The sequence below is a fragment of the Pseudoalteromonas sp. NZS127 genome (genome assembly GCF_015864805.1).
GTDB classification, from domain to species: Bacteria; Pseudomonadota; Gammaproteobacteria; order Enterobacterales; family Alteromonadaceae; genus Pseudoalteromonas; species Pseudoalteromonas nigrifaciens.
In genome coordinates, this window is the sequence record NZ_JADYWN010000001.1 from 24,246 (window position 1) to 50,398 (window position 26,153).

Sequence of the window (26,153 nt, forward strand, 5' to 3'; positions counted from 1 at the left end):
TTTAGATCTACAGCTAGCTAAATTTTAGGCACAAAAAAGCCGCGCTAAATAGCACGGCTTTTTTTGCTTAATTAAAAATTAAGCTTCAGCAATAACGATTACTTTAATAGTAGCCGTTACTTCTGAATGTACTGCGATTGATACGTCAAATTCGCCAGTCTCACGGATAGTACCTAGAGGTAGACGAACTTCAGACTTAGCAACTTCAACACCAACAGCTGAGATAGCGTCAGCGATGTCACGAGTACCGATTGAACCAAATAATTTACCTTCGTCACCAGCTTTAGATACTAATGTAACTTCTGCTAATGCTTCAAGTTTGTCAGCGCGTGCTTGTGCAGCAACTAACTGATCAGCGATTTTCGCTTCAAGTTCTGCGCGACGAGCATCAAATGTTTCAATGTTTGCTTTAGTTGCAGGAACTGCCTTACCTTGCGGGAAAAGGAAGTTACGTGCGAAGCCAGATTTAACAACAACCTGGTCACCTAGGCCACCTAGGTTAGCGATCTTATCTAGTAGAATAACTTGCATGTTTCTACACCTTTTAAAAACGTGTTAATCCGCTGCTTACTTATGTAAGTCAGTGTATGGAAGAAGGGCTAAGTAGCGAGCACGCTTAATAGCAGTTGCTAGCTGGCGCTGGTATTTAGCGCTAGTACCTGTGATACGGCTAGGTACGATTTTGCCACTTTCTGTAACATAGTTTCTAAGAGTAGCTAGATCTTTGTAATCGATTTGTTGTACGCCTTCCGCTTTAAAGCGGCAAAACTTACGACGTCTGAAATAACGTGCCATGAGATTAATTCCTCAAATAATTCTTTCGATATGCTGAGCATGCAAAACCAATTGGCTAAGGCCGTTACGACCTTCGTGGCGATTTAAAAAACCACTCACTTGCAATGCCTGCCCAACGTGCAAATGTTGAGTCTGTTGTTGCATTTGCTTTCCACTGGCAACCACTTGAAGCCGAACGTAACTATTACGGTTAAGATCTGCTTCTGTTTGCATTGACTTATGTTCAATAACAAAAATACAATGCGGTATACCAGCAGGACTTTGGCTTAACTTGGGAGTTTTACAAACTACCCCAGATAAAACCAGTTGATTCATAAAAGGGCTAACCATTTATATTCATCACCAGTTAAACGCCATGCTAGGACTCAAAACAATTAAGCAGCTGGTGCTTCTTTCTTCTCTTCTCTTACAAGAGGAGACGCTTCAGTTACCGCGTTTTTAGTACGCATAACTAAGTTACGAAGCACTGCATCGTTGTAGCGGAAAGTAGTTTCTAGCTCGCTGATTACTTCAGTTGGTGCTTCAACGTTCATAAGAACATAATGAGCTTTATGAAGCTTGTTGATTGGGTAAGCCAGTTGACGACGGCCCCAGTCTTCAAGACGGTGGATAACACCACCAGCTTCAGTGATAGAACCAGTATAGCGTTCGATCATACCAGTTACTTGCTCACTCTGATCAGGGTGAACCATGAATACGATTTCGTAATGACGCATGGATATTCCTTACGGTTAATAGAGCCTTCTACCGTTTCGGCCGGTCGGTTTAAGGCAAGGAATTAATAGTTTAAAAGCCGAAATGAGCGCGCATTTTACGCTTAGTTTGATAATTAAGCAAGCCAGTTTTCTATCGAAAATAAAGAAAAAGCCGTACAAATAGAGTTTAATTGACGATTTTTATAAAAACATAACAATTTCAATTAGCTTGCTATGTATTAAGTCGTAATTAGGCCTTGCAAAACAAACTAAAAAACAACCACCTTGCTCAGCTTTTAGCCGACCAAGGTCTAATATAATAATTAAGCAAAAACGCTTAGTTTTTAATGTCTCTCACACTCTTTTTTAGTTTTAGGATCATTTATGTCAGGTCAATATAAACAGCACTATAACGCCTTCAAACAAAACCCAGCTGAATTTTGGTTAGCACAAAGTAAGTGCATTCCTTGGTATAAAACACCCCAAAATGCCTATACACAAGACAGCGATGACTTATACCATTGGTTTGATGATGGCCAGCTTAATACTAGCTACTTAGCACTTGACCAACATGTTGAAGCCGGCTTTGGCGAGCAAACTGCGCTTATTTACGACTCTCCTGTTACCAATACTAAACAAACTTATAATTATTCACAGCTACAACAAGAAGTGGCTAAGTTTGCCGGTGTAATGCAATCGCTAGGTGTGCAAAAAGGCGACCGTGTGGTTATTTACATGCCCATGATCCCACAAGCCGTGATTGGCATGCTAGCTTGTGCTCGTTTAGGTGCAGTGCACTCTGTGGTTTTTGGTGGCTTTGCAGCTCATGAATTAGCGGTGCGTATTGATGATGCTAAACCTAAATTAGTATTAAGTGCTTCTTGTGGTGTAGAAGTAAGTAATATTATTCAATACAAACCCTTATTAGATGATGCCATTAAGCGCGCCACACATAAAGTTGATCACTGCGTAATTTATCAACGCGAACAAGCAACTGCAACACTCAATAGTGACCAAGATATTGATTGGGCAAAGGCTATGCAAACAGCACAAGCTGTTGACCCTGTACCTGTAAGTGGTAGTGATCCGCTATATATTTTATATACCTCAGGCACCACAGGATTACCTAAAGGTGTAGTACGTGAAAATGGCGGCCATGCTGTTGCCCTTAATTACAGCATGAAAAACGTATATGGTATGGAGCCTGGCGAAGTTTTTTGGGCTGCGTCTGATATTGGCTGGGTGGTGGGTCACTCATACATAGTATATGCGCCGTTAATGTATCGTTGTGCAACTGTACTTTACGAAGGCAAACCAGTGCGCACCCCAGATGCCAGTGCATTTTGGCGAGTAGTAGAGGAGCATAAGGTAACAGCCTTGTTTAGCGCGCCTACAGCATTTAGAGCAATTAAAAAAGAAGACCCTGAAGCTGAGGGTTTTAAAAAATATGATACATCTAGCTTAAAACGGTTATTTTTAGCCGGTGAGCGCCTTGATGCCGCTACTTACGGTTGGTTAAAAGAAAAAACCGGCCTACCTGTGCTCGATCATTGGTGGCAAACAGAAACCGGCTGGGCTATTGCTTGCAACCCTATTGGCATTGAACACTTAGAAACCAAAGCAGGTAGTTCAACCGTTCCTACACCGGGCTTTGACGTACGTATTTTAAATATGGAAGGCGAAGAATGTGCCCCTAACGAAAGTGGCGCAGTAGTAATAAAACTGCCCTTACCGCCGGGTTGCTTGTCTACAATTTGGCAAAATACCGAGCGCTATAAACAAGGTTACCTGAGCGAATATGAAGGCTATTACCTGTCGGGAGACGGTGGCTACATAGACGAAGACGGCTACTTATTTATTATGGGTCGTACCGATGATGTAATTAACGTTGCTGGCCACAGGCTATCTACCGGCGAAATGGAAGAAATTGTTGCCGCCCACCCTGCGGTTGCAGAATGTGCTGTATTTGGTGTAAACGATGCGCTTAAAGGGCAAAACCCAATGGCGATGATAGTACTGAAAGACGGTTTTACCGGCTCTCACCAAGAAGTACAACAACAGCTTGTGCAATCTGTACGTAACCAAATTGGTGCTATCGCGTGTTTAAAAAATATTATGTGTGTTGAGCGCTTACCTAAAACACGCTCAGGGAAAATTTTACGCAAAAACTTACGCCAGCTTATTGATGGCGAAGAACTGCAAATTCCATCGACTATTGACGACCCCAGTATTTTTGCCGAGTTAAGTGAACAACTTGCTGAAAAATAAAACGAACTGTTTATAGTTAAAGTCTATCAGCACCGAGTGAAGATAGACTTTAACTACGCCTTCTGCTTAAATAACCTTGGAATAAATAAATAACTTTATGATGTAAACGGAGATTAAATGACAGATATAAGAGCTGAACTACGTGAGTATTTACTGGGGTGGTTTGGCCAATATTTACCCGCCAACCCTCTTTTATGGTACGACATTTTAGTACTTTGCTGGCTCGCCATTTTTGCCATAATTTTACATTTAATTATCAGAAACTCAGCTAAGCACTTTCTTAAAGGTCGCTTTAGCGAAAGAATTGTTCAGCCTGATGCAAAAACTCCCGCCGATTTAGCATTTAAACTTGCAAAACATATCTCTTTTGTAATTCAAGGTGCGGTTGTCGTTATTCAAGCTAGGCTTTGGATCCCCGAAGGGAGTAGCTTTTTACATATTATTGAAATGGTTACCGACCAATGGATCATTCTCTTCTCTTTACTATCACTGTTTTCGTTGCTCGATATTTTTCAGGTTATTTCTGATAGGCGCGCAGTCAGAGCCCACTTCCCGATACGAGGGTTATTACAAACCATTAAGTTAATTGCCAGTGTATTAACCGGTATTTTAGCTGTGTCGTTATTAATGAATAAATCACCATTAATTTTATTAAGTGGTTTAGGTGCGTTATCAGCCGTTATGCTGTTGGTGTTTAAGGATGCTATTTTAGGTTTAGTGGCAGGTATTCAGCTCTCTGCTAATAATATGTTAGCGGTAGGTGATTGGCTAGAAATGCCCAAGTATGGCGCTGATGGCGATGTAATTGACATTGCACTTACCACGGTAAAGGTAAGAAACTGGGATAAAACCATCACTACAATACCTACGTATGCGCTTATTTCTGATTCATTCAAAAACTGGCGCGGCATGTCGGAATCGGGCGGTCGTAGAATAAAACGTAGTATTCATTTAGAAATGAACAGTGTGCGCTTTTTAAATGAACAAGAGCTCACTGAGCTTAGAAAAGCAAATTTACTAACCAAATATATAGATACCACAATATCATCTATTAGCGCCGAAAACGCTAGCAAAGATATGAGTTGCCTACTTAATGGCCGCCGCTTAACTAACGTCGGTACCTTTAGGCATTATTTAATAGAACTGTTAAAACAACACCCTAAAATCCATCAAAATATGACCCTAATGGTAAGGCAATTAGAGCCAACTAATAAAGGCTTACCTATCGAGATTTACACCTTTACCAACACCACAGTGTGGGCAGAGTACGAAGGTATTCAAGCTGATATTTTTGACCATATACTGGCTATTTTACCGGTGTTTTACCTTAAAGCACATGAGTCGCCAACAGGTAACGATGTGCGATCTTTGTCGATAGGTAAGCTCTAAAATTACGGCTTACTTTATCGTTAGCTCCTATATTAGCGAGTAACACTATAAAACGAGTGTTGCTCGCTAAAATTTATTCACACTTCAAATCACTTTTAATTGCTCCAGTATCCAGCGATGAATTGGGCTTTCACTGGTACGTGGATGCCATGCAGCTATTACTTTAAAAGGCGGCGGCAATGCTTCCACGGTTAGCTGTTGTACTTTATTGTTTGGTAATAATCGCGCCGGGTAAAACGCGATCATATCGGTTGTATGAAGAATGTTTGGTACTGCCGAAAAGCTAGGTACCGACATAACAATATTGCGTTTAAGGCCCTTTGCAGCAAACCACTGATCGTGAGAACCACGTAAATTGGCACGCGAAGGTGATACCACTAGCTGCGGATAAGCTGCAATTTGTGCCAGTGTTAACGGCTCATTTGTTAGCTTGTTGCCACAACCTGTAACGCATAAATGCTGCTCTTCAAGCAAAGTAACATAAGCTAAGTTATCTGGAATAAATTCAGGAAAACTAATCAGTAAATCAAGCTCGCCCGCCGTAATTAGCTGGTTAACATTATCTGAGGCAAAGTCGCGCACTATTAGTTTTAATCCAGGGGCTTCTCGCCTAGTTATATTAAAAAGCTGCGGTAACAAGGCTTGAGTTGCGTAGTCTGTCGCGCTAATAGTAAATACACCTTTGTATGTTTGCGGTGTAAATACATCGGGCTCTAACAGCATTTCAAGTTGCTTTAAAATATGGCTAATAGGTTGCTGCATAGATAACGCTTTAGGCGTTGGCACCATACTATTTCCTTGGCGAATAAACAAACGATCGTCAAATAAATCACGTAGTTTACGCAGTTGCTCGCTAATTGCTTGCTGGGTTAAGCCCATTTTACGTGCAACCTGCGACAAGCTTTTTAAATCTAGCAAGGCATTTAGTACCCTGAGCTGTTTAATATCGAGCCGGTTAATACCATTCATAATTGTATCTAAAACAATAAAGTGTTGTTTCAAATTGTACCCTTAAAGCTCTACGCTTACCAACATTGCTTAAACAGCTAAGCATCAACATACTTTACCTTGTTAATTACGAGGTAATAAGCCACTAAGTTTGCTTTAAGAGAGAGTTTTAATGAATCAATCTATTTCTGATACCAGCTCGTTATTTTCATCTGTAGAACTTGGCCCTTATACACTTAAAAACCGTATAGTAATGCCACCACTTACACGTTCTCGTAGCACCCAACCAGGTAATATTCCTAACGACTTAATGGCAACCTATTATGCGCAGCGTGCCAGCGCTGGTTTTATGGTTACTGAAGGCACGCAAATAGAGCCAAGAGGTCAAGGCTATGCATGGACTCCAGGTATACATTCTGCGGCGCAAATTGAAGGTTGGAAAAAAGTAACTCAAGCTGTGCATGCTAAAGGGGGCATTATATTTGCTCAACTGTGGCATGTTGGCCGTGTATCGCACACCAGTTTGCAACCTAATGAAGCCAAGCCAATAGCTCCTTCAGCAATTACAGCTGACAACGTTAAGGTGTTTATTGAAACCGGCCCAGGCCAAGGTGCTTTAAGTGAACCAAGTACACCGCGCGCTTTAAGTACTGATGAAGTGAGCGAGTTAGTTAATATGTATGCGCAAGCAGCAAAAAATGCATTAGAAGCCGGCTTTGACGGCGTTGAACTACATTGTGCTAACGGTTATTTAGTTAATCAATTTATTTCAGAGCACACTAATGTGCGTGACGATCAATACGGCGGATCACTTACTAATCGTCTGCGTTTTTTAAAAGAAATTGTTGCTGCTGTGAGCGCGGTTGTAGGCGCTGATCGCTTAGGCGTTCGCTTTGCACCACTTTTTAGCAGCACAGATGAAACCCGCGTTTATTTGGGTTTGGTCGAGTCTGATCCACAAAATACCTACATAGAAGCGATTAAGGTACTTGAACAAGCAGGTATTGCTTACTTATCGATTGCTGAAGCCGATTGGGATAACGCACCTGATTTACCTGAGCAGTTTTACAAAGCAGCTAGAGCGCAGTTCTCTGGTCGAATTATATATGCAGGAAAATACACGGTAGATAAAGCACTGCGTATTTTAAATAATGGCTACGGTGACTTGTTTGCTTTTGGTCGGCCTTTTATTGCGAACCCCGATTTACCTGAGCGTATTAAACAACAATGGCCTTTAAATGAAGCTGATGCAGCCACTATGTATGGCGGCACAGAGGTTGGTTATAGTGATTATCCATACTATAAAAACATTTAATTTAAGCAGGCCATGGAAGGCCTAATACTCAATATAAAAATCGACATCCTTAATGCAATATCAATAGTTTTCAGCTAAATTAATAACTACTAATACCGTTTGAGTATGTTATGTTTTTGTCTTTATTTAATAAACAAACCGCAGGCCACTGTGTTATATTTTTACTGCTAATCAGTATTAGTAGCTGCGGTGAAAATGACAATACACCAGCAACTCCCTCTAGCCAAGTCGAGCCTGCAATTGCCCCTATTACTACCGGTAACTGGTATAAACCCGCATTGGGGAGCACCTGGCAATGGCAGCTAACTGGCACAATAAATACTAACTACAATGTTAATATTTACGACATAGACCTATTCGATTCCCCAGTACAGTTAATACAAACATTACAAGCTCAAGGTAAGCGGGTTATTTGCTATTTTTCAGCGGGTTCTTATGAATCGTGGCGAAGTGATAAAAGCCAATTTTTAATCAACGAATTAGGTAACTCTTTAGCTAATTGGCAAGGAGAGCGTTGGTTAGATATTCGCTCACCTAATGTGCAAGCAATAATGGCTAGTCGTCTAGATTTAGCAGTACAAAAAGGATGTGATGGCGTAGAGCCCGATAACGTTGACGGCTATATGAATAATTCGGGCTTTAATTTAACTGCAAACGATCAGCTTGTATTTACTCGCTTTATAGCAAATCAGGCGCATACTCGTGGCTTGGCGGTTGGCTTAAAAAACAATCTTCATCAGGTAAATGAGCTGCATAGTTATTTTGATTTTGCAGTAAACGAGCAATGCTACGAGTATCAAGAGTGCGAATTACTCACCCCTTTTATAAATAACAATAAAGCTGTTTTTCATGTTGAATATAATAGTAAGTATAGTAATGGTAGCGCTGAACTGATCAATATGTGTGATGATGCTATTAATAGGCAATTTAATACACTGGTTTTGCCAATAAACCTAGATGACGAATTCAGGATTAGCTGCTTGTAAAAGCCTTGTTTACTTACCTTTATTTTATAAAGCTAAGCATCTTGATCTTTACTCATAAGATCTACCATTCTTTTTCTGAGCTCTTGCTCATTAATGTCTTCTTTATGAGTGCCAATGGTCCATACGTGGCCAAAAGGATCTTGCAGCGTACCTGCTCTATCACCATAAAACTGATCATGAACGGGGCGTATTTCTTTCGCTCCTAACGCAATGGTTTTTGCAAATACCGTATCTACATCATCAACATACAACATTATGCTTACGGGTGTACCGCCTAGCTCTGTAGGGCTTTTAAAATGAACATCTGGGCACATATCTGAGATCATAATATGTGAATTACCAATTTTAATTTCGGCATGAGCAATGCCGCCTTCAGGCATAGGCATTTGCATAACTAGCTGCGCATCAAAAGCGGCACAATAAAAATCAATTGCTTGTTGCGCACCGTTTATAATTAAATAAGGGGTTATTGAATGATACCCTTTTGGAATAGCTGATACCGCCATGTTGTGCTCCTCGTTATATGCTCTCCTTACAAAGGTTAGTCTAAAGTGGCAAACAATATAAAATAAACACGTATTTATTTATCAATATTAGTGGCACTTATTTGCAAAATTATTAGTAAATTTTGCTAGTATCTACCACTTAATAATATTTACTGATACGCTGCATATTTAAACAAAAGGACTAACATGAAAAAACAAACAACACTTTTTATAGCCACTGCGTTATTCGCACTCGCGGGTTGTTCAACTTCAGTGCCAATTAAAAACTTTGAACAAAACCTTATTCCACAAACATCTAAAATAATTAATAACACAGCAGATGTTGAAACAGGTATTTTAAAAGCCTGCATTCAACTAGGTTGGCAGTGTGCTCCTGTTAGTGAAGGTAAAATAAAGGGAATTCTTAATATTCGTACTCATCAATTAATCGTTAATATTAATTATGACAAAACAGCCTATTCTATCAATTACCAAGATTCGACTAACCTTAATTACAACGGTAGTAAAATACACCGTCAGTATATTAATTGGGTAACTAATTTAATGCGCCATATTGATGCTGAAATGATTTAAACTTTTATATTTGTTTCACTAATACAAAAAAGGAATTGTTATGAGTCACTTAACTATACCAAGTCACTGGAAAATAAAACGCTCCACTCACTTTTTTACTAAAGATAACATTCCAAAAGCGTTACTTACTCACCACAACACAGCCGAGGGTGTGTTTGGCCAAATTTGCGTTATGCAAGGCACTGTTACCTTTTACGGATTTGCAAATGAAGCCGCCACAGAGCCTGAGCAAACTATTGTAATTAACGCGGGGCAATTTGCTACCAGCCCGCCACAATACTGGCATAAAGTAGAGCTAAGCGACGACGCGCAATTTAATATCAACTTTTGGGCCGAAGCCGATACAGGCAATAAAGCCCTGTTTAAAAGTTCACGTATTCATAGCAAACCTATTTTAGATTAATACCACTTAAAATAACTAATTTACGTACAAACAAAAAAGCACCTAACATTTAGTTAAGTGCTTTCATAAATAACGGTGCAATTAATGCCAAATGCACTGCATATTAGCCTTGTTTATGTTTGATCATATCAATCCAATCTTGCGCCCAATTTTCTTTAGAGCACACTTTCGCTATTGATGTTAACCCGTTATATGCCAACGTTTTACTTTGCTGATAGTCATTCAAGCTAGTTGTTAGCGCTTGGGTAAACTCGGCAGTATTAGGCATCACTAATCGACCATTAAAACCATTAATTATAAGATTAGATAAGCCTCCAACGTTACTACTTATAACCATACAACCTGCGGCCATTGCCTCTATCATAGATAACGAAGTACCTTCTGAACCTAGTGTTGGAATAATGGCAATGTGTTGGCGTTTATGTACGCTAAAGCTTTCATTTGGTCCGTACTGCATTAATTTCACTTTTACTTCATTAGCAAATAGTTCTGTTAAATATGGTTTTAATGGCCCATTTCCGGCAAAGCTTACTTGAATATTATATTGCGGTAAAAGCTGCTTAATAATAGGTGCTATTAATTTAATACCACGGTAATCAACAAAACGACGAGCAATAATAATATTTAGTGTTGCGTTATCATCTGACCATTTTTTGGCAAATTCACTTTCGCTAATTTTTTCACTATAAAAGTTATAAATAACCTTCATATGTTGCTGCTCAATATTAAACCAAGTGCGATACCAGTTAACAAAGTTATGATCTACACACACCAAACTGCAATCTGATTTTATATAGGATAAATATTTGTACTGACTTAATAGCGAGGAGCAATATTGTGATATGGCTGATTTTGCTGCGCGAGGTTTATCCCAAGATATACCATGCTGAATCGCTAGCGTTTTATAATCAGGCATTTTTACTGAATAAGAGTCGGTAGCAAAAATAATAATATCGTTATTTTTGTCTGCATTTTCACTGACCCAGTTTGCAAGGGCGATTTTTTTTAAGTTACCGCGATATAAACCGGTAGTAACGCTATGAATAGTGTACTGGGGAGTAGTTAAGGTAAACGCTTTTTTAGCCGGTTGTACTATATGACATGGCCAACCTTGGCGAGTAAAAACATCGCACAAACTTAAGATATAGTTTTCAATGCCACCAATGGTATGCATAGTGCCGTTATGATCAAACATAGCACGGTAAATAATATAAATATTAGGCATCATATATCCTGAAAAACTTGTTTAGTTTGCTGCAATTACAGCGATTACTCTTTTGGTAATATAACATTTAGCCATACATCTTTGAAGATATTTACAAACGCTTGCCATCCCTTATAACCAAATATTAGCAATACATAACAATTTCTTCTAAGTCATAGCGAAAGTGTATTTTCTTAAATAAGTTTAAAGCGTTAAAGTGCGCCGCTAAATCACAGCTAATGAAGAGGATATTATGTCGCTTGCTGTACTATTAATGCTGGCATTGTTTGTTGGTCTGTTATTCGCGATTTATCTTTTTTCGCAAAAAAGTAAAACGTTATCACGCACCGTTTTATTTGGCCTAGTACTGGGCAGTGCTTTTGGTTTGGCTTTACAGTTTTTATTTGCCGAACAACCCCAAGTTATTAACCATGTTTTAAGTTGGGTTGCCGTCGTTGGTAAAGGCTATGTTGGGCTATTAAAAATGGTCATTATGCCTTTGGTATTAGTGTTTATGATTGCCGCGGTAGTCAAACTTGAAAACCAAGGCTCTTTAGGTAAGATTTCATTTGTAAGTATTTCTATTTTACTGGTTACCACAGCCCTTGCTGCATTGGTTGGTATTGCGGTTACTTATGGCTTTAACTTAAGCGTAGAAGGATTAGTGGCCGGCACTCGTGAAGCGGCACAAATGACTACTTTAGAGAGTAAAGCGGCTAATGTTGCTAACTTAAATGTGCCACAAATGTTGCTTAGCTTTATTCCAGAAAACCCATTTGCCGATTTAAGTAATACACGTTCAACCTCTATTATTGCCGTCGTTATTTTTGGCGTGTTAATAGGCATTGCAGCACGTAAAGTAATGCTAGAGCGCAGCGAACTTACAGCGCCTATTCGTACTGGTGTAAACGCTTTACAAGCCACTGTAATGAGCTTAGTTAAAATGGTTATAGCTTTAACGCCTTACGGTGTTGCAGGATTAATGGCGAATGTAGTCGCAAACTCAAGTGGTAACGACATTCTTAATTTATTGGCGTTTATTATCGCCTCTTATGTCGCTATTTTATTAATGTTTGTTGTGCACGGCATACTGTTAAGCCTAGTTGGGGTTAGTCCAAAACATTATTTTACTAAGATTTGGCCAGTAATGACCTTTGCTTTTAGTTCGCGCAGTTCAGCGGCATCAATTCCAATGAACATAGATACACAAGTAAACCAACTTAAAGTTCCCCCAGCTATTGCTAATTTATCAGCCTCTTTTGGTGCTACGATTGGACAAAATGGCTGTGCAGGTATTTACCCTGCAATGCTAGCAATGATGGTTGCACCTAGTGTGGGAATAGACCCGATGACTTTTGAGTTTATTCTACCCTTAATAGGTATTGTAGTGATTAGCTCTTTTGGCATTGCCGGTGTAGGCGGCGGCGCAACTTTTGCTGCGCTAGTGGTATTACCAACAATGGGATTACCCATAGAAATTGTTGCGTTACTTATATCAATAGAACCATTAATTGATATGGCACGTACTGCGCTTAATGTGTCAGGCTCTATTACTTCAGGTGTGATCACCAGTAAAATAATGAAAACGCCACAGTAAGACTAATTAATAATTAAGCCCAGCTTTGCTGGGCTTTTTATACTGCGCTACAGTTATATATAAAACCCGCAAAACAGCCCATAATCAACCACTTCTCTGCTCATCTAGCATGCTCAAAACCCTACCAACAAGCATTTTAGTTATGTAAACATATGTAAAGCTTTGTGTAATTACAGCCGCTATCAGTTGCTATTCAGTTTCAGGCTCTAATATCGGTTATGTATAAAAAACATAAGCGAGACATTACTATGAAACAAATAACTGTGAAACTAACACCTATAAAGCTAAACACTATTAACTTAACTGTTTTGTTAGCAGTGTTTTTAACACTTACTATGCTCTCAAGTAACGCCTTTGCAAATCCGCAAAATGTACATAACAAACACCATAAACCAGGTAAAGTGATACGTCATATTCCTAGTAATAGTGTATCGGTACGTTTTAATGGTGCAGTATTTAATACCCATAATGGCACTTACTATCGTAAACACAGCAGAGGCTATCGAGAGGTAATGCCACCAAGAGGTTTACATATTAGATCACTGCCTAGATACCACTCACGTTTAAGGCATCGCAATAACACTTATTATACCTATCAAAATGTATATTATATTGCCGAAAATAACGGCTACACAGTAGTAGATACGCCTAAAATACAGGTTAACCGAGCAATCAAAGTAAATAACAGCAACAATTATAAGCTTGGGCTGTTTTACGACTCGCTACCAACGGCAGCAAAGCCCGTAACTATTAGCTCGGTGCAGTACTTTAAATATGATGACATTTATTTTTTACCGCAAGTTAGTGATGATGTAATTAAATATCTCGCTGTTAAACTCAATTAATACTGTCTTTATCTGTCGCAAATAAAAACCTAAATAAGGGCATAGCATTTTATCTTGCTATCAAGCTACTTCGCTCCTATAGTCAGCAGATTATAGGCCTTTATTTTGAACAAACTTGTTATGAAAACTAGCACTCCAGCTCGTGATTTTGGTGAACTATTAGGTTACGCACCTGGTAATGTTGCTGTTTACTCGTCTGACTATGACTCTGCCGACGAAAGCATTTACCCTAACCGCAGTGCCTATCGCAGTTATTTAGATGGCATTTATATGGGTTATAAATGGCAGTGCGTTGAATTTGCTAGGCGCTGGATGTATCTCAATCATGGTTATATTTTTGATGACATAGCCATGGCTTACGATATTTTTGAGCTACGCTCAGTACGTGAAGTTAACAGCCAAAATAGACTTCCCTTACAAGCATTTAAAAATGGCGCAAAGCATCACCCTCAAGTTGGTAGTTTACTTATTTGGGAAGAAGGTGGTGAGTTTGAAGAAACCGGCCATGTTGCCATTGTAGTAGAAGTTCACCCTGATAAAATTCGTCTTGCTGAGCAAAATGTTGGCCATCAAACATGGCCACAAGGTCAAAATTGGTGCCGCGAGCTTAAAGCTAAAATAACCAAAGATGGCGACTATTGGATTGAATGCTCTTATAACGATGCAACTATTTTAGGCTGGATGACCCAAACTGATCAAATTGAACACGCAGAACCTACCACTGAAATAAACACCGATTTATTTACAATCAAATCTAATTACATTGCCGATACAGGCCAAGCTGCAAAGTCATGGTTAAATATTGCTAATGATGACGAAGCCGCCTATGTAGACATGATGCAAGGCCACAAGCTTACCTCCAATGCAGAGGATCAACATAGCTACTTTACTATTTCACACACAACCCAACAAGTCATTGAGCACGCCACTAATGAGCTGCATGGCTTATTTATGCATGCCACCGATTATGTGTTACAGCACCCTGAGCTATTAAAAAAGTTTAATTTACCTGAAGTAGTACTCAATAAAATTCGTCAATCGTGGGATAACCGCTTAAATCAATTGATCACCAGTCGCTTTGACTTTGCACTAACCCCCGCAGGCTTAAAAGTGTATGAATACAACTGCGACTCCGCTTCGTGTTATATGGAAAGCGGTAAAGTTCAGGGTAAATGGGCAAAGCACTTTGGGGTTAAAACGGGTATTGATGCAGGCCAAGATTTATTTAAAGACTTAGTAAAAGCGTGGCGAAAAAGTGAAGTAAAAGGTTTAGTTCATATTCTTCAAGATGACGAGCCAGAAGAGCATTACCACGCTTTATTTATGAAAGAAACAATTGCGGCAGCAGGTTTTGAGTGCAAAATTATTATTGGTTTAAATACTCTGTCTTGGGATGCCTTTGGCAATATTATTGATGCCGATGGCAATAAACTTAATTATGTATGGAAAACCTGGTCGTGGGAAACTGCACTTGAGCAAATTCGTGAAGAATGCGAGGCTGATCAAGCTCAAAATCATAATTTTGAGCCGCAATGGCAAGCAGGAGCAACCCCGCGGTTGGCTGATGTATTATTGCGTAAAAATGTCATGGTTTTTGAACCACTATGGACACTGATCCCCAGTAATAAAGCAATCTTACCGGTGCTGTGGAGTTTATTTCCTAATCATAAATATTTGCTCAATACCGCGTTTGAGCTCAGTGATGAATTATTACAAACCGGCTATGTAGTAAAACCCATTGTTGGCCGCTGCGGAGCAAATATTCAACTAGTCGATCAGCAACAACAAACCATTGAGGAAACCGCCGGACACTTTGCATCCCAAGAGCAAATATATCAGCAATTATTTGCGCTACCAAAAGTAGACGATTACTTTGTACAAATATGCAGTTTTACCACAGCAGGAAAATATTCTGGTGCGGGTGTGCGAGTCGATAAAAGCATGATTATTAATGGCAATAGTGACTGTATGGCACTGCGGATTGAATAACTCGTCAAATTAATAAACAATACTTTGCGGGCTTAGTTTTAGGGCTTAGCATTAAATATAATAGCTAAGCCCTTTAGCTATTATATTTATTACACTGTGCATAATTTACAAAAAAGTGCATAGTTTTCAAATATGTAATATTTAACATCATTCTTCCCCTCATATTGAAAACCCTATCTGATTGTATATAAACAACTTTATTTAAAATCCCTTCTCGGCATGGTGATTGCTTTAAATAAAGTAAAGTATGTTCATATAGTAATTAATGGGCAAAATAATTAAGTAGGAGAAATTATGAGTAATAGTAACAAAACAGCTAAATTTACCGCTCCAGGTATGAGTAACGATTCAGCAGAAAAAACTATCTCTACACTCGACAATCGTATGGTTGCGCTAATTGACTTACAACTTACCCTTAAACATATTCACTGGAACGTAGTTGGCCCTAATTTTATTGGCGTGCATGAAATGCTAGACCCACAAGTTGCGGTTGTACGCGAAATGACAGACACCATTGCTGAGCGCATCGCAACGCTAGGTGGAGTACCTGTTGGTACGCCAAAATCAATTGTTGATCGCCGTACATGGGACGAGTACTCAATTGGTAAAGCCCTCGTTACCGAGCATTTAAGTGCACTCGATAATGTATATAGCGGTATTAATAGCGATCATCGTAAAGCCATAGATACGCTTGCTGATCTTGATCCGGTTTCTGAGGATATGATCACCAGCCAACTAGCCGAGCTAGAGCAATTTCAATGGTTTATTCGTGCTCACCTTGAATCATCAACAGGTGAACTACAAAAGTAGGTGCACTATTATAACTGGCATACATAGCTAAATATTTATTGTTAGTTAATAATTTAAAATTAAGAAAAGCCCGCATTATTAATAATGCGGGCTTTTTAAGTGCTAATAACTTACTAAAATAATAACCTACTAAAATAATTGCACATCATACATAGCAAAGTATCTGCATTTTGCTCTTAAAAAGTTTACCCCCAAGTAGCCATTAAATATTGTCACGCTCAGCAAATGCATAAAAAAGAACTTCCCCCGATTAACCCCTCGTACATCTGCATTTAAATTTTATACTATTATTACCAGTCGATATTTTATTTATATTAGCAATCAAATTGGTTAACCAACTAAGTTTTAAACTTAAAATAAAAACTACAAAGCCATTACCAGTAAGTAATTTACATTTCTTATTTTAAATAAACGCCTCATACACCCTCAGTAAGTTAATTTCTTTTTATCGCCTTGGTACTTATCAGCACTTTCTTATCTAAAACAATGAATTTTTTATAGGTTAAAACCCCAATCTTCCCAAATAAGTAAGGTTAAACTCACCCTGCTTTTAAAAATTATAATTAACAAATAGCAATAACAAACCTATATACCAACATTAAATTAAACTTTTTAACTGCGATTACAAAATAAATTAAAAACATAACTTGTTAAATTTGTTAAATATTAAACAAAAAGAAACCAAAATTGTAATACCAAATTCACATTACTGGTAAACAAAGCTTGAAATTAAAACTTAATTGGACTAATTTTAACCACACTTTACGCATTACCAAAAAAAGTAAAACACTGAAAAATTGGTAAACCAAAGCGCATCATCAACACACAATTACCCAAACGGGAGAGATACATGAAGCTTAATCGAATTACTTCCTCACTAATCAATAAACAACATAAAAGTAATCCTGCACTTATTAGCGCGGCCGCACTTATTTTAATGACATCATCTACTTTAGCTGCACAAGAGTCTGAAAACACCTCAGCCACAGCAGATAAAAACATAGAGGTTATTGAAGTAAAAGGAATTCTTAACAGTATGAAAGCAGCTGCAATGCTTAAACGTACTGACGGTCGTATTGTTGATGCTGTTGTTGCTGAAGACATTGGTAAATTACCAGACAATAATATTGCCGAAGCCCTGCAACGTATTACTGGTGTATCTATTAATTCTGACTTTGGTGTGGGTGATAGTGTTTCGATTCGTGGTTTACCGCAAAACCGGGTTGAATTAAATGGTCGCTCTACTATTGGCGATTCTCGTGATGGCATTAGCCTTCAAGATTTTCCATCAAGTTTCTTAAAAACAGTAGAAGTTGTTAAGTCGCCAACTGCCGATATGATTGAAGGCGCACTTGGTGGTACGGTTAGTTTAAGAACGGTTCGCCCATTAGAATTAGATAAACTAACAGCGGCCATGTCATTAGATGCAGAATATGCAGATAAAACCGAAAACGTAGCGCCTATTTTCAGTGGATCTGTTGGTAATAATTGGGATTTTGATGAAATGGGCACGTTTGGTGCCATTGCTATGTTTTCATATCAAGATCGCGAAATTCGCCAAGACGAAACGTCTAGCCGCGTAAAACCTCAAGACATAGTAATTAACGCTCAAGAAGGAAACACACCAAGCGGTAACGCCATCGTCAGAGATGAGCACAGTATTGAGCAATATGTAGAAAAACGTGAACGTACTGCTGTAAATTTGTCACTTCAGTGGGCACCACACTCGGGTAATGGCATGGTATACCTTGATTTAAGTGGTACTAAGCGCTCTGGTGAGCAAGCTGGTAACTCTATTTTAGGTGTAGCAGGTTCACTATCAACAGATGCAAACACCACACAAGACGCTAACGGCGTAAATAACTATACGTTAACTAACGAATTTGGTATTCCTAAAACATACAGTGATTTTCGTGATACTGACTCGTTTTCAAATGCACTTGGTGCAGAATGGAACCTTACCGATAGCATCAAAATTTCTGGTGAAGTTGCTGTTGCATCCTCTGAAAGCATAAGACCAGACTCAGAGTTTACATTGCGTCCAATCGAAAAATCGACGTTTGAAGCCAGTGGCGGGGTTGATTTAGTAAACCATTTATATGATGGCGCATTTTCACAAGACGGTAATCGCTTACCAAGCATTATACACTCAGATCCAACTGCATTTACTAATCCACAAAACTTAGCATTAAGAACATTCAAAAGCGAAGATAGAAAAACCAATAATGATGAAACAGCGGTTCGTTTTGATATTGAAATGTTTGAGCCGTTAAGCAGTGCAAACTGGATCTCTAAAGTAAAAGCAGGTGTTCGCGCTACTAAACGCGATTACGAATATGAACAATACAAAGTAGAAATTAAAGATATTTATAAAAACGCTATTAACGACTCAGATGGGTCATTAGCAACTTTATGGGCCGATGATTATAACGCCCTATTCCCTGGCAGTTTTACAACTATGAGCCACGATAACTCTTTTAATCAACTGGGTCACTCTGGTCAAAACGATCTTTTAACATTCCTTACTTATAATGGCTTATCTAACCCAAGTAATACGTATGCTCAATTACAGCAACTATTAGCAGGCACTAATTTAGCGTCTACTGGGAGCTTACACGACAATCAAGAGTTTCAAGAAAGCGCATACAAAAATGTAGTTGAAGACACCGCTGCAATTTATATATCGGCTTATTTAGATTTTGATAGCGTTACAGCCATTGTGGGCGCTCGTTATGTAACAACAGATCTTGAGTCAAGTGTTTACCAAAACGGTATAAAAGTGACGGGTGAAAATGATTACACCGACTTTTTACCTAGCTTAAACGTGACATATAACTATTCAGACGAAACACTATTTCGCTTTGCTGCGGCAAAAGTTATGCGCAGAGCCGACTTTAGCGAGCTAAGCCCTGCATTTGACGTAAATAACGACCGAACCGGTGCAACTCAAGGAGCTATTGATTTAGAACCATACCGCGCAACCCAATACGACTTATCTGTAGAGCATTACTTTGACGAAGGTAACGTATTGTCTTTTGCACTATTTTATAAAGATGTTAAGTCATTTTTAAGCAACGAAAGCACGTGTGTTGCCTCATCAACTACCGCTGCACTGCAAAACGTAACACAGTGGAACCAAGTATGTCAGCTTGATACTGCCGGCGTATCTCAAGATAATATGGTTTACTCTGATGCAACTAACTATCCTGTAGATGCTGATGGTTTTAATCACGTTGCGGGCCTTAGAGATGCAGGGCTTACCGGCATCGATACCGTTAAAAATATTAACGGTGAAAACGGCTCTGTTCAAGGTTTTGAAGTAGGTTACCAGCAGTTCTTTACAAGCCTGCCGGGTGCGTTTTCTGGTTTAGGTATTAATGCAAACTACACTTACGCAGACAGCGAACAGCCAAACGGCAACCCACTATTAGACATTTCTGAAAATACTTATAACTTACAAGTATTTTGGGAACACGAAGGCTTCTCTACTCGCCTTGCTTATAACTACCGTGACGGTTTCTTAAGTACTGAAAACGAAAAACGCGTAGAAAACATTAACTCTAACGGCAGCATTTCACAAGACGGTACTGTTTATGGTAATAACTACCGCGATGACAGAGGCCAATTAGACTTTTCTGCAAGTTGGGACATAAACGAAAACTTTACCCTAGTAGGTAACGCAACAAACTTAACCGGTGAACCTTCAATCTACCTATCTGAACTAGGCGGTGCTTGGAAGTACACTGAGGCGGATCGCCGTTATAGCTTAGGCATTCGCGCTAAATTTTAATTTTCCCTAAAGGCTAAAGCCTGCTTTTATGCAGGCTTTTTTATGCCTAAATAATAGTAGCTTTATATTGCATAAAAAACCCACTCCCTAGCTATACTTATCTTAATATAAAACTTAATATCAAAGAGCAATTACTATTAATAAGGAAAGGTAGTGCTGTCGCGTTTATATAATTTTATGCCGGGTTTAAATACTTTACTTCATTATGAACGACAATGGTTTGCTGATGATTTAAGAGCGGCATTATCGGTTGCCGCCGTGGCGCTACCCGTTGCTATTGCTTATGCACAGTTAACTGGTGTTAATGCTGCAGTTGGGCTGTATTCCTGCATACTACCCATGATGCTATATGCACTTTTTGGCACCTCAAAACAATTAATAGTTGGCCCCGATGCCGCAACCTGTGCAGTTATAGCTGCAGTAGTAACCCCGCTTGCCGCAGGCGACAGTTTTAAGCACTGGCAGCTAGTTGTAACCATGACCGCCATGACCGGTTTTTGGTGTTTTATAGCCAGTAAATTTAAATTAGGTGTATTAGCAGACTTTTTATCTAAGCCTATTTTAATGGGCTTATTAAACGGCGTAGCCATAACTATTATTGTGGGTCAGTTTTCTAAAGTATTTGGTTTTACCTTTGATGAAAGATACCTACTTGAACGCTTAGGGGGGGTGCCCACTTATTTATCACAAACCCATATTCCCACTTTATTAATGGCCTTATTTACTGTGGTTATTTACTTTGTTATGAAACGACTAAAGCCTACATGGCCCGCATCAATGTTTGCCATTACCTTGGGCGCAATATTAGTGTGGTTTTTTAATTTAGAGCAATTTAATATTAAAACCATAGGCACAGTAACCGGCGGACTGCCGGTATTTAACACCCCTGTATTTGATATTGGTATTATTCGTGAACTAGTTGTGCCGGCACTTAACTTAGCCATAGTGAGCTTTGTAAGTATGATGCTAACAGCGCGTAGTTTTGCCGCAAAAAATGGCTACGACATAGATGCAGATAAAGAGTTTAGAGCCCTAGGTATTGCCAACTTCGCCTCTGCGTTGTCGCAAGGTTTTGCTGTAAGTGGCGCCGACTCTCGCACCGCAGTTAACGACGCTAATGGCGGTAAAACGCAATTAGTGTCGATTATAGCCGCCACTATTATTGCTATTATTGCTATTTTTTTAACCGCCCCGCTCGAGTTTATACCTAGTGCAGCACTCGGCGTGGTACTTATTATTGCCTCTGTGCATTTGTTAGATTTAAAAGCGGTATGGCAACTAAAGTTTAAAGATAAGCAGGCGTTTTACCTTGCCTTAGCCACCTTGTTTGCAGTGCTGTTTATTGGTGTTATTCCGGGTATTACGCTTGCTGTATTACTGGGTTTATTTCAATTTATTCGCACCGTAATGCGCCCTACCGACAACATATTAGGCGTAGACATAAAAGGCGTGGTAAGAAGCTTAGATGCCACCGATAAAGCAAAAGCCGTGCAAGGGGTATTTATTTACCGCTTTAATTCGCCATTAACTTACTTTAATGCCAGTTACTTTAAACGCAGATTACTTGAGCAATACGCAAAACAAAAAGACGATACCCAATGCGTTATTATTGATGCCGTACCTTGCTTTACCCATTTAGATTTAAGCGTTATGGCCATGCTTGCCGATTTAGACGTTATATTTAAAAAGCGTGGCATTAGTCTTGAGCTAGCAGGTAGAAAACGCCAGCTTCTATCGTGGTTTGAAATTGCCGGAATGGTATCGGGTAAAAATGGCATTTATGTTCACTCCGATCTATATGTTGCGCTACAAAAAAATAGCGTAAGCCAGCCTACCGACGAAGTCGCCTTATTTGAAGCTCATACCAATGAGGCAAAACCCGAGCCGCTATAAACGCAAAAAGGCTTACAACACATAGTTGTAAGCCTTTTTATACTAAAAACTTAGTAACTTAAATTACTGTGAATGAACCATTTGTTCAAACTTCATGCCGGTTAATTTAGTAATTACTTTAATCACATAAAAGAAAATACCAATCATTGCCAACATAGACGGAATAGCAATAATAGGGTAACTGAGCAAGGTCATTTCACCAAGCTGCTCGTTAAACTCTACCGTACCCGCAGGGCTGGTCACTATCCACTTAGCAAGCACGTAATTCATAGTTGATGAAAAAGCAAAAGTAAGCGCTAAAATATAATTAGCCTTGGTAATTTGCTGCTTAAAACGCTGGGTATTACCGCGCGCATCTAACGTATCGTAAATTACATCTAACTTAAATAAAATCGAGTTTAACAGCACCTTTGCCAATAATGGCTTACCAAAAAAACCCGACATTAAAACAGTCAGGCCAATAATACCCGGTATAGCCGCTTCTTTTATTGCCAACCATTCTACATTAAGCTCAAACAGCGCAATGCCACCCGTTAATAAAGTACTTAAAAAACCTAATAATGAAATAAAATTTAACGAGCGTGCTTTAATAAAATCATAAATACCGTAACCCACAGGAAATATAAGCGCGACAATTAACCCTACAACGGTTCCTAAATATTCAGGCCCCGAAAACTTCATTAAAATAATTGAAGGCACTATAATATTAAAAACGACCTCAAATAATGGATTGTTTTTTTTACCTTTACTGTTATTTTGACCACTGGTTGTCATTCGTTACTTCCATTAATATATTATTGCTAAGACGAAAAGAGCACCTCTTCGCTACTGCCAAAGGCTATAATACTCGCAATACCTTCGCCATTCTAGCTTGTCGTTTTTGTATTGATTAAAAAGCCGAAAGGGAGCAATTATTTTTTGTGTATAAGTGCACAAACAGCCCTCTATTACGCAGGCAAACTCATATCGATGCCAGGTAAAGCCACCATCTGATCGCTAATAAGGCGGCGAATATCACGAATTATTGGCTGCTCGTTTTCAACTACTTGCTGCGATATAGCCACATACCCATGCCACGAAACATTATAGCCATGAGCAATGCGCGCCACCTCTTGTGGTTGAAACCCTTTTAATAATGGCTCTGGCACATAACCCCAACCTAGCTTGTCGCGTATTGCATCCCTAATTAACTCAAAGCTACTTAACGCAATATCGTAACGCTCAGATACATTGGTTTGAATGTCACTTTGGCTTAAATCTAAATAAGCAATTTGCGGCACACTGGCTAAGTCTTCATTACTTACATAGCGCATTTGCGTTAACGGATGATCTTTGGCAATAACCATATGCAATGCCACCCAGCCCAAAACTTGTAAAGGTAGCTGAGTATTTGCATACAAGCTCTGATCTAAGCAACAAGCTAAGTCCATAAAGCCCTCTTCAACCATTTGCTGCAACGTATTTGCACTCGCATAGTGCATTTCTAACGATATACCTGGGTAGCGCTTGCGAATACTGCGAATAATTTCGCGCCAAAAGGCTTCGGGTAAAGCATCATCACGGCCAATAACTAAGCGGTGTGGCAGTTGCTCGTCATCGTGCAGGCAGCGGTGCTTAATACTCTCTGCAAGGTTAATTAAGCGAATGCTATCGTCAATAATTTTTTCACCCGCGGGGGCTAATTGCATGCTATTACCAGTGCGAATAAATAGCGCAGTACCCAACTGATCCTCTAGCGTCGATAGCGCCATACTCATAGTGCTACGATTAACCGACAAGCGCGCTGCCGCCTTAGCAATAGAGCCGGTTTGTGCAATCATCACAAAGTACTGTAACGACTCTAATTTCATCAAGCCCCCTTAGTGTCAATTATTTTGACTCTGAGCAATTATAGTATAAAAATAATAAGCAGTATTATACGCACAATGTTTTAGTATTAAGAGCAGGAAAAATGCATTGGATATATTTAATAATAGCTGTAACTCTTGAGGTTATAGGTACAACAGTAATGAAGTGGCTGGTAAACGAAGACCAGTTACTATTAGGTAGCTTATTTGTAACTTTAATGGTTGGCTTAGCTTATCTTGCTCTTAGCCAAGCCACCAGCAAAATTCCTATCGCACTTGCTAACGCCTTCTGGGAAGGCTTGGGGATGATATTAATTGCATCTGTGTCATTTGTATTTTTAGGCGAAGCTATTTCTATTGGCCAAATGTTTGCACTTTTATTAGCTATTATCGGCATTGTTATAATTAACAGCGGCCACGCTATGCAAGAGCAAAAACAATGACAGTATATTGGCTTTATATTCTTGGCTCAGTAATTTTTGACATTGCCGCCAACGTATTTTTAGAAATGTCGCACGGATTTAAACATAAACGCTTTGGCATACTTGCCATTGTTTTTATTATGGCCGCGTTTGCCTTACTCACCCTCGCTGTGCAAGGCATCCCACTGTTTATTGCCTACGCCACGTGGGGAGCTCTTTCAATTAGCGGTACTGCGCTGGCAACTTGGTTGTTGTTTGGTCATAAATTAAACTGGGTTGTTTGTTTTGGTTTAGCAGTACTTATTTTATCTATTGTGACAATGCAATTAGTTGGCCCCGCGTAAATACCTCTTATTAAAAACTAGCTAAAGTGCTCTGCAGTTCAAGCTAGTTTTTCCTGCTGTTTTGCCTTAGTTAACTTTAGGCTAAACTTCTAACTTAGTTGACTATTTTATAGCGCAACGCTATAACTTGTAACACGTTGCGCTGTGCCAACCTACAAAGTAGTAAATAAAAACTTAAAAGCGCACCGCTTGCTTAAGCTATCACTAGTTTAGGTTTGGCATTATTATACTTATTACCTTGAGGCATTTATGTTCAAGCAACTACAAGAAAAACATCAGCTTTCTATTCTGCTTATACTCAGTATTGTGTCAGTATTTGGTATTACGCCATTTATTATTATTCGTTTTATAGAAAATAACATAGTCGCAGCGCTAATTGACTTAGCCATTGTAAGCGGTATTTTAACCTTAGTCGGTTATGCCCATTACACTAAAAAGCCGCGTGTTATTAGCGCCGTTATTGCATTGCTTGTTAATATTGGCGTTATTGCCATTATAATTACCAACGGCATTAACAGTATGCTATGGGTTTATCCGGTAGTAGCCGTTACGTTTTTTTTAGTTAAACCAATAGAAGCGCTCATACTCACCCTTAGCAATGTGGCAATTATTGCGAGCATACCTAATTTATTCGATGTTATGCCACTAAACTCTTACTTTACAACCAACTTAATGCTAGCTGCCTGTGCTTTTGTATATGCCTCTTTTGGCAACAAGCAGCTTGCTTTACTTGCAGAACTAAACAGTACCGATCCTTTAACCGGCGCATTAAATCGCCGTGCGCTTAACGATGATACACTAGCCGCCATTTCGCGAGCAGAGCGTTATAACAGCACTTATTTATTAGCGTTTTTAGACTTAGACTTTTTCAAAAAGGTAAACGACGAATTCGGCCATGCCGAAGGAGACAGAGTACTAAAGCAGTTAGTGTCAATTACCAATTCACATATAAGAGAATCAGATAAGCTATACCGCTTTGGTGGCGAAGAGTTTGTGCTAATAATTCCCGAAATCCCGCCCAAAGAGCAAGTTAGCTTTATAAACAAGCTACGCGAAACAATAAAAAACGAGTTAAAAACACCTGCGGGTAACTCAGTTACTGTATCTTTTGGTGTTGCAGCTTGGGTACCGGGCACCACAGTTGCTAGCTGGTTTAAACGCGCCGACGATGCTATGTATCAAGCAAAAAAACAAGGCCGCGACTGCGCCGTATTTAGTAAAGATTAGGGTCTGCTGACCTTTGCGGATTAAAATTCGTTCAAACTAGGGGCGAGTTAATCACGGCGCGAGGTTTGTAACCTAGTGGGCTCGATAACTGCTCCTGCGTTATTCTACTGGCTTACATCCATGTAAGAATAAGCAAAAACCGAGCAAAGCTTTTGCATCCTGCTCACGCCCCTAACAAAGAGTTAATTGCCCCTAAGAACCCTTCGGGCAGCGCATGTTTGGTATTGATGCTACGTTATCGCCTATTTATGGGGAATAACCACACCACATAGGCTCTGCCTTGCCTAAATACCAAACACACTGTTGC

General features: G+C 39.3%; 24 protein-coding genes. 15 read left to right on the plus strand and 9 right to left on the minus strand.

Going from position 1 to position 26,153, the window contains the following annotated elements; all coding sequences use genetic code 11:
- Positions 1-78: 78 nt before the first annotated feature.
- From rplI to rpsF, 4 genes are read right to left on the minus strand one after another with little or no spacing between them, the layout of a single operon-like run.
- Positions 79-531 (minus strand): 50S ribosomal protein L9, encoded by a 453-nt coding sequence (gene rplI, locus I6E78_RS00135; protein ID WP_011329089.1) that lies wholly within the window; start codon positions 529-531, stop codon positions 79-81.
- A 36-nt stretch (positions 532-567) separates the two neighbouring features.
- Positions 568-795, minus strand: a complete 228-nt coding sequence (gene rpsR, locus I6E78_RS00140; protein WP_002962753.1) for a 30S ribosomal protein S18 — start codon at positions 793-795, stop codon at positions 568-570.
- A gap of 12 nt (positions 796-807) precedes the next feature.
- On the minus strand, positions 808-1,125 hold the full coding sequence (gene priB / locus I6E78_RS00145; RefSeq protein WP_041454555.1) for a primosomal replication protein N: 318 nt from the start codon (positions 1,123-1,125) through the stop codon (positions 808-810).
- 44 nt (positions 1,126-1,169) lie between these two features.
- A complete protein-coding gene (rpsF, locus tag I6E78_RS00150) occupies positions 1,170-1,511 on the minus strand; it encodes a 30S ribosomal protein S6 (RefSeq protein WP_011329092.1) in 342 nt (113 codons plus the stop codon).
- A gap of 363 nt (positions 1,512-1,874) precedes the next feature.
- Between rpsF and I6E78_RS00155 the strand changes: the two genes are divergently transcribed.
- Positions 1,875-3,758: a propionyl-CoA synthetase gene (locus I6E78_RS00155; RefSeq protein WP_197181767.1), complete on the plus strand. Its 1,884-nt coding sequence runs from the start codon at positions 1,875-1,877 to the stop codon at positions 3,756-3,758.
- A gap of 117 nt (positions 3,759-3,875) precedes the next feature.
- The gene (locus I6E78_RS00160; protein WP_011329094.1) at positions 3,876-5,147 is read left to right on the plus strand and encodes a mechanosensitive ion channel family protein; all 1,272 of its coding nucleotides are present in this window, start codon (positions 3,876-3,878) and stop codon (positions 5,145-5,147) included.
- Positions 5,148-5,231: 84 nt separating this feature from the next.
- On the opposite strand, the gene I6E78_RS00165 is transcribed toward I6E78_RS00160, so the two are convergent.
- Positions 5,232-6,149 (minus strand): LysR family transcriptional regulator, encoded by a 918-nt coding sequence (locus I6E78_RS00165; protein ID WP_197181768.1) that lies wholly within the window; start codon positions 6,147-6,149, stop codon positions 5,232-5,234.
- A 118-nt stretch (positions 6,150-6,267) separates the two neighbouring features.
- Here I6E78_RS00165 and I6E78_RS00170 point away from each other — a divergent pair, with 118 nt between their 5' ends.
- A complete protein-coding gene (locus I6E78_RS00170; protein WP_197181769.1) occupies positions 6,268-7,410 on the plus strand; it encodes an alkene reductase in 1,143 nt (380 codons plus the stop codon).
- Positions 7,411-7,520: 110 nt separating this feature from the next.
- Positions 7,521-8,396, plus strand: a complete 876-nt coding sequence (locus I6E78_RS00175; protein WP_197181770.1) for an endo alpha-1,4 polygalactosaminidase — start codon at positions 7,521-7,523, stop codon at positions 8,394-8,396.
- 32 nt (positions 8,397-8,428) lie between these two features.
- Here the strand turns inward: I6E78_RS00175 and I6E78_RS00180 are convergent, their stop codons facing one another.
- Positions 8,429-8,902 carry a VOC family protein gene (locus I6E78_RS00180; protein ID WP_011329098.1) on the minus strand — a complete coding sequence of 158 codons (474 nt, stop codon included), beginning with the start codon at positions 8,900-8,902 and terminating at the stop codon, positions 8,429-8,431.
- A gap of 186 nt (positions 8,903-9,088) precedes the next feature.
- On the opposite strand from I6E78_RS00180, the gene I6E78_RS00185 reads away from it, so the two are divergent.
- Entirely contained in the window at positions 9,089-9,475 is a 387-nt protein-coding gene (locus I6E78_RS00185; protein ID WP_011329099.1) for a lipoprotein, read from the plus strand.
- Between the two features lie 40 nt (positions 9,476-9,515).
- Positions 9,516-9,878: a DUF1971 domain-containing protein gene (locus tag I6E78_RS00190; RefSeq protein ID WP_089368711.1), complete on the plus strand. Its 363-nt coding sequence runs from the start codon at positions 9,516-9,518 to the stop codon at positions 9,876-9,878.
- Positions 9,879-9,981: 103 nt separating this feature from the next.
- Here the strand turns inward: I6E78_RS00190 and I6E78_RS00195 are convergent, their stop codons facing one another.
- Positions 9,982-11,106, minus strand: a complete 1,125-nt coding sequence (locus I6E78_RS00195; protein WP_231613350.1) for a glycosyltransferase family 4 protein — start codon at positions 11,104-11,106, stop codon at positions 9,982-9,984.
- Positions 11,107-11,335: 229 nt separating this feature from the next.
- Here I6E78_RS00195 and I6E78_RS00200 point away from each other — a divergent pair, with 229 nt between their 5' ends.
- The 6 genes from I6E78_RS00200 (at position 11,336) to I6E78_RS00225 (ending at position 22,006) form a co-directional block, all read left to right on the plus strand.
- Positions 11,336-12,679: an L-cystine transporter gene (locus tag I6E78_RS00200; RefSeq protein ID WP_086997764.1), complete on the plus strand. Its 1,344-nt coding sequence runs from the start codon at positions 11,336-11,338 to the stop codon at positions 12,677-12,679.
- Between the two features lie 248 nt (positions 12,680-12,927).
- A complete protein-coding gene (locus I6E78_RS00205; RefSeq protein ID WP_011329103.1) occupies positions 12,928-13,524 on the plus strand; it encodes a DUF6515 family protein in 597 nt (198 codons plus the stop codon).
- Positions 13,525-13,644: 120 nt separating this feature from the next.
- Complete coding sequence (gss, locus tag I6E78_RS00210) at positions 13,645-15,513, plus strand: bifunctional glutathionylspermidine amidase/synthase (RefSeq protein WP_182683956.1); 1,869 nt, start codon at positions 13,645-13,647, stop codon at positions 15,511-15,513.
- A 294-nt stretch (positions 15,514-15,807) separates the two neighbouring features.
- A complete protein-coding gene (dps, locus tag I6E78_RS00215; RefSeq protein WP_011329105.1) occupies positions 15,808-16,323 on the plus strand; it encodes a DNA starvation/stationary phase protection protein Dps in 516 nt (171 codons plus the stop codon).
- Between the two features lie 850 nt (positions 16,324-17,173).
- Entirely contained in the window at positions 17,174-20,113 is a 2,940-nt protein-coding gene (locus I6E78_RS00220) for a TonB-dependent receptor (RefSeq protein WP_197181771.1), read from the plus strand.
- A 153-nt stretch (positions 20,114-20,266) separates the two neighbouring features.
- Positions 20,267-22,006, plus strand: a complete 1,740-nt coding sequence (locus I6E78_RS00225; RefSeq protein WP_011329107.1) for a SulP family inorganic anion transporter — start codon at positions 20,267-20,269, stop codon at positions 22,004-22,006.
- A 63-nt stretch (positions 22,007-22,069) separates the two neighbouring features.
- Here the strand turns inward: I6E78_RS00225 and I6E78_RS00230 are convergent, their stop codons facing one another.
- Both I6E78_RS00230 and I6E78_RS00235 read right to left on the minus strand, forming a co-directional pair.
- Positions 22,070-22,780 (minus strand): VC0807 family protein, encoded by a 711-nt coding sequence (locus I6E78_RS00230; RefSeq protein ID WP_011329108.1) that lies wholly within the window; start codon positions 22,778-22,780, stop codon positions 22,070-22,072.
- 173 nt (positions 22,781-22,953) lie between these two features.
- A complete protein-coding gene (locus I6E78_RS00235) occupies positions 22,954-23,856 on the minus strand; it encodes a LysR family transcriptional regulator (protein ID WP_197181772.1) in 903 nt (300 codons plus the stop codon).
- Between the two features lie 101 nt (positions 23,857-23,957).
- On the opposite strand from I6E78_RS00235, the gene I6E78_RS00240 reads away from it, so the two are divergent.
- The 3 genes from I6E78_RS00240 to I6E78_RS00250 all read left to right on the plus strand — a co-directional run bounded on the left by I6E78_RS00240 (position 23,958) and on the right by I6E78_RS00250 (position 25,846).
- A complete protein-coding gene (locus I6E78_RS00240) occupies positions 23,958-24,296 on the plus strand; it encodes a DMT family transporter (RefSeq protein ID WP_011329110.1) in 339 nt (112 codons plus the stop codon).
- Positions 24,293-24,619, plus strand: a complete 327-nt coding sequence (locus I6E78_RS00245; RefSeq protein WP_011329111.1) for an SMR family transporter — start codon at positions 24,293-24,295, stop codon at positions 24,617-24,619. Before I6E78_RS00240 ends, I6E78_RS00245 begins: the two co-directional genes overlap by 4 nt.
- 249 nt (positions 24,620-24,868) lie before the next feature.
- Positions 24,869-25,846, plus strand: a complete 978-nt coding sequence (locus tag I6E78_RS00250) for a GGDEF domain-containing protein (RefSeq protein ID WP_011329112.1) — start codon at positions 24,869-24,871, stop codon at positions 25,844-25,846.
- Positions 25,847-26,153 lie beyond the last annotated feature (307 nt).

Excerpts from the sequence above, each read along its gene's own strand:
- rplI (WP_011329089.1), bottom strand. The coding sequence starts at position 531 with ATGCAAGTTATTCTACTAGATAAGATCGCTAACCTAGGTGGCCTAGGT.
- rpsR (WP_002962753.1), bottom strand. The coding sequence starts at position 795 with ATGGCACGTTATTTCAGACGTCGTAAGTTTTGCCGCTTTAAAGCGGAA.
- priB (WP_041454555.1), bottom strand. The coding sequence starts at position 1,125 with ATGGTTAGCCCTTTTATGAATCAACTGGTTTTATCTGGGGTAGTTTGT.
- rpsF (WP_011329092.1), bottom strand. The coding sequence starts at position 1,511 with ATGCGTCATTACGAAATCGTATTCATGGTTCACCCTGATCAGAGTGAG.
- I6E78_RS00155 (WP_197181767.1), top strand. The coding sequence starts at position 1,875 with ATGTCAGGTCAATATAAACAGCACTATAACGCCTTCAAACAAAACCCA.
- I6E78_RS00160 (WP_011329094.1), top strand. The coding sequence starts at position 3,876 with ATGACAGATATAAGAGCTGAACTACGTGAGTATTTACTGGGGTGGTTT.
- I6E78_RS00170 (WP_197181769.1), top strand. The coding sequence starts at position 6,268 with ATGAATCAATCTATTTCTGATACCAGCTCGTTATTTTCATCTGTAGAA.
- I6E78_RS00175 (WP_197181770.1), top strand. The coding sequence starts at position 7,521 with ATGTTTTTGTCTTTATTTAATAAACAAACCGCAGGCCACTGTGTTATA.
- I6E78_RS00180 (WP_011329098.1), bottom strand. The coding sequence starts at position 8,902 with ATGGCGGTATCAGCTATTCCAAAAGGGTATCATTCAATAACCCCTTAT.
- I6E78_RS00185 (WP_011329099.1), top strand. The coding sequence starts at position 9,089 with ATGAAAAAACAAACAACACTTTTTATAGCCACTGCGTTATTCGCACTC.
- I6E78_RS00190 (WP_089368711.1), top strand. The coding sequence starts at position 9,516 with ATGAGTCACTTAACTATACCAAGTCACTGGAAAATAAAACGCTCCACT.
- I6E78_RS00195 (WP_231613350.1), bottom strand. The coding sequence starts at position 11,106 with ATGATGCCTAATATTTATATTATTTACCGTGCTATGTTTGATCATAAC.
- I6E78_RS00200 (WP_086997764.1), top strand. The coding sequence starts at position 11,336 with ATGTCGCTTGCTGTACTATTAATGCTGGCATTGTTTGTTGGTCTGTTA.
- I6E78_RS00205 (WP_011329103.1), top strand. The coding sequence starts at position 12,928 with ATGAAACAAATAACTGTGAAACTAACACCTATAAAGCTAAACACTATT.
- gss (WP_182683956.1), top strand. The coding sequence starts at position 13,645 with ATGAAAACTAGCACTCCAGCTCGTGATTTTGGTGAACTATTAGGTTAC.
- dps (WP_011329105.1), top strand. The coding sequence starts at position 15,808 with ATGAGTAATAGTAACAAAACAGCTAAATTTACCGCTCCAGGTATGAGT.
- I6E78_RS00220 (WP_197181771.1), top strand. The coding sequence starts at position 17,174 with ATGAAGCTTAATCGAATTACTTCCTCACTAATCAATAAACAACATAAA.
- I6E78_RS00230 (WP_011329108.1), bottom strand. The coding sequence starts at position 22,780 with ATGACAACCAGTGGTCAAAATAACAGTAAAGGTAAAAAAAACAATCCA.
- I6E78_RS00235 (WP_197181772.1), bottom strand. The coding sequence starts at position 23,856 with ATGAAATTAGAGTCGTTACAGTACTTTGTGATGATTGCACAAACCGGC.
- I6E78_RS00240 (WP_011329110.1), top strand. The coding sequence starts at position 23,958 with ATGCATTGGATATATTTAATAATAGCTGTAACTCTTGAGGTTATAGGT.
- I6E78_RS00245 (WP_011329111.1), top strand. The coding sequence starts at position 24,293 with ATGACAGTATATTGGCTTTATATTCTTGGCTCAGTAATTTTTGACATT.
- I6E78_RS00250 (WP_011329112.1), top strand. The coding sequence starts at position 24,869 with ATGTTCAAGCAACTACAAGAAAAACATCAGCTTTCTATTCTGCTTATA.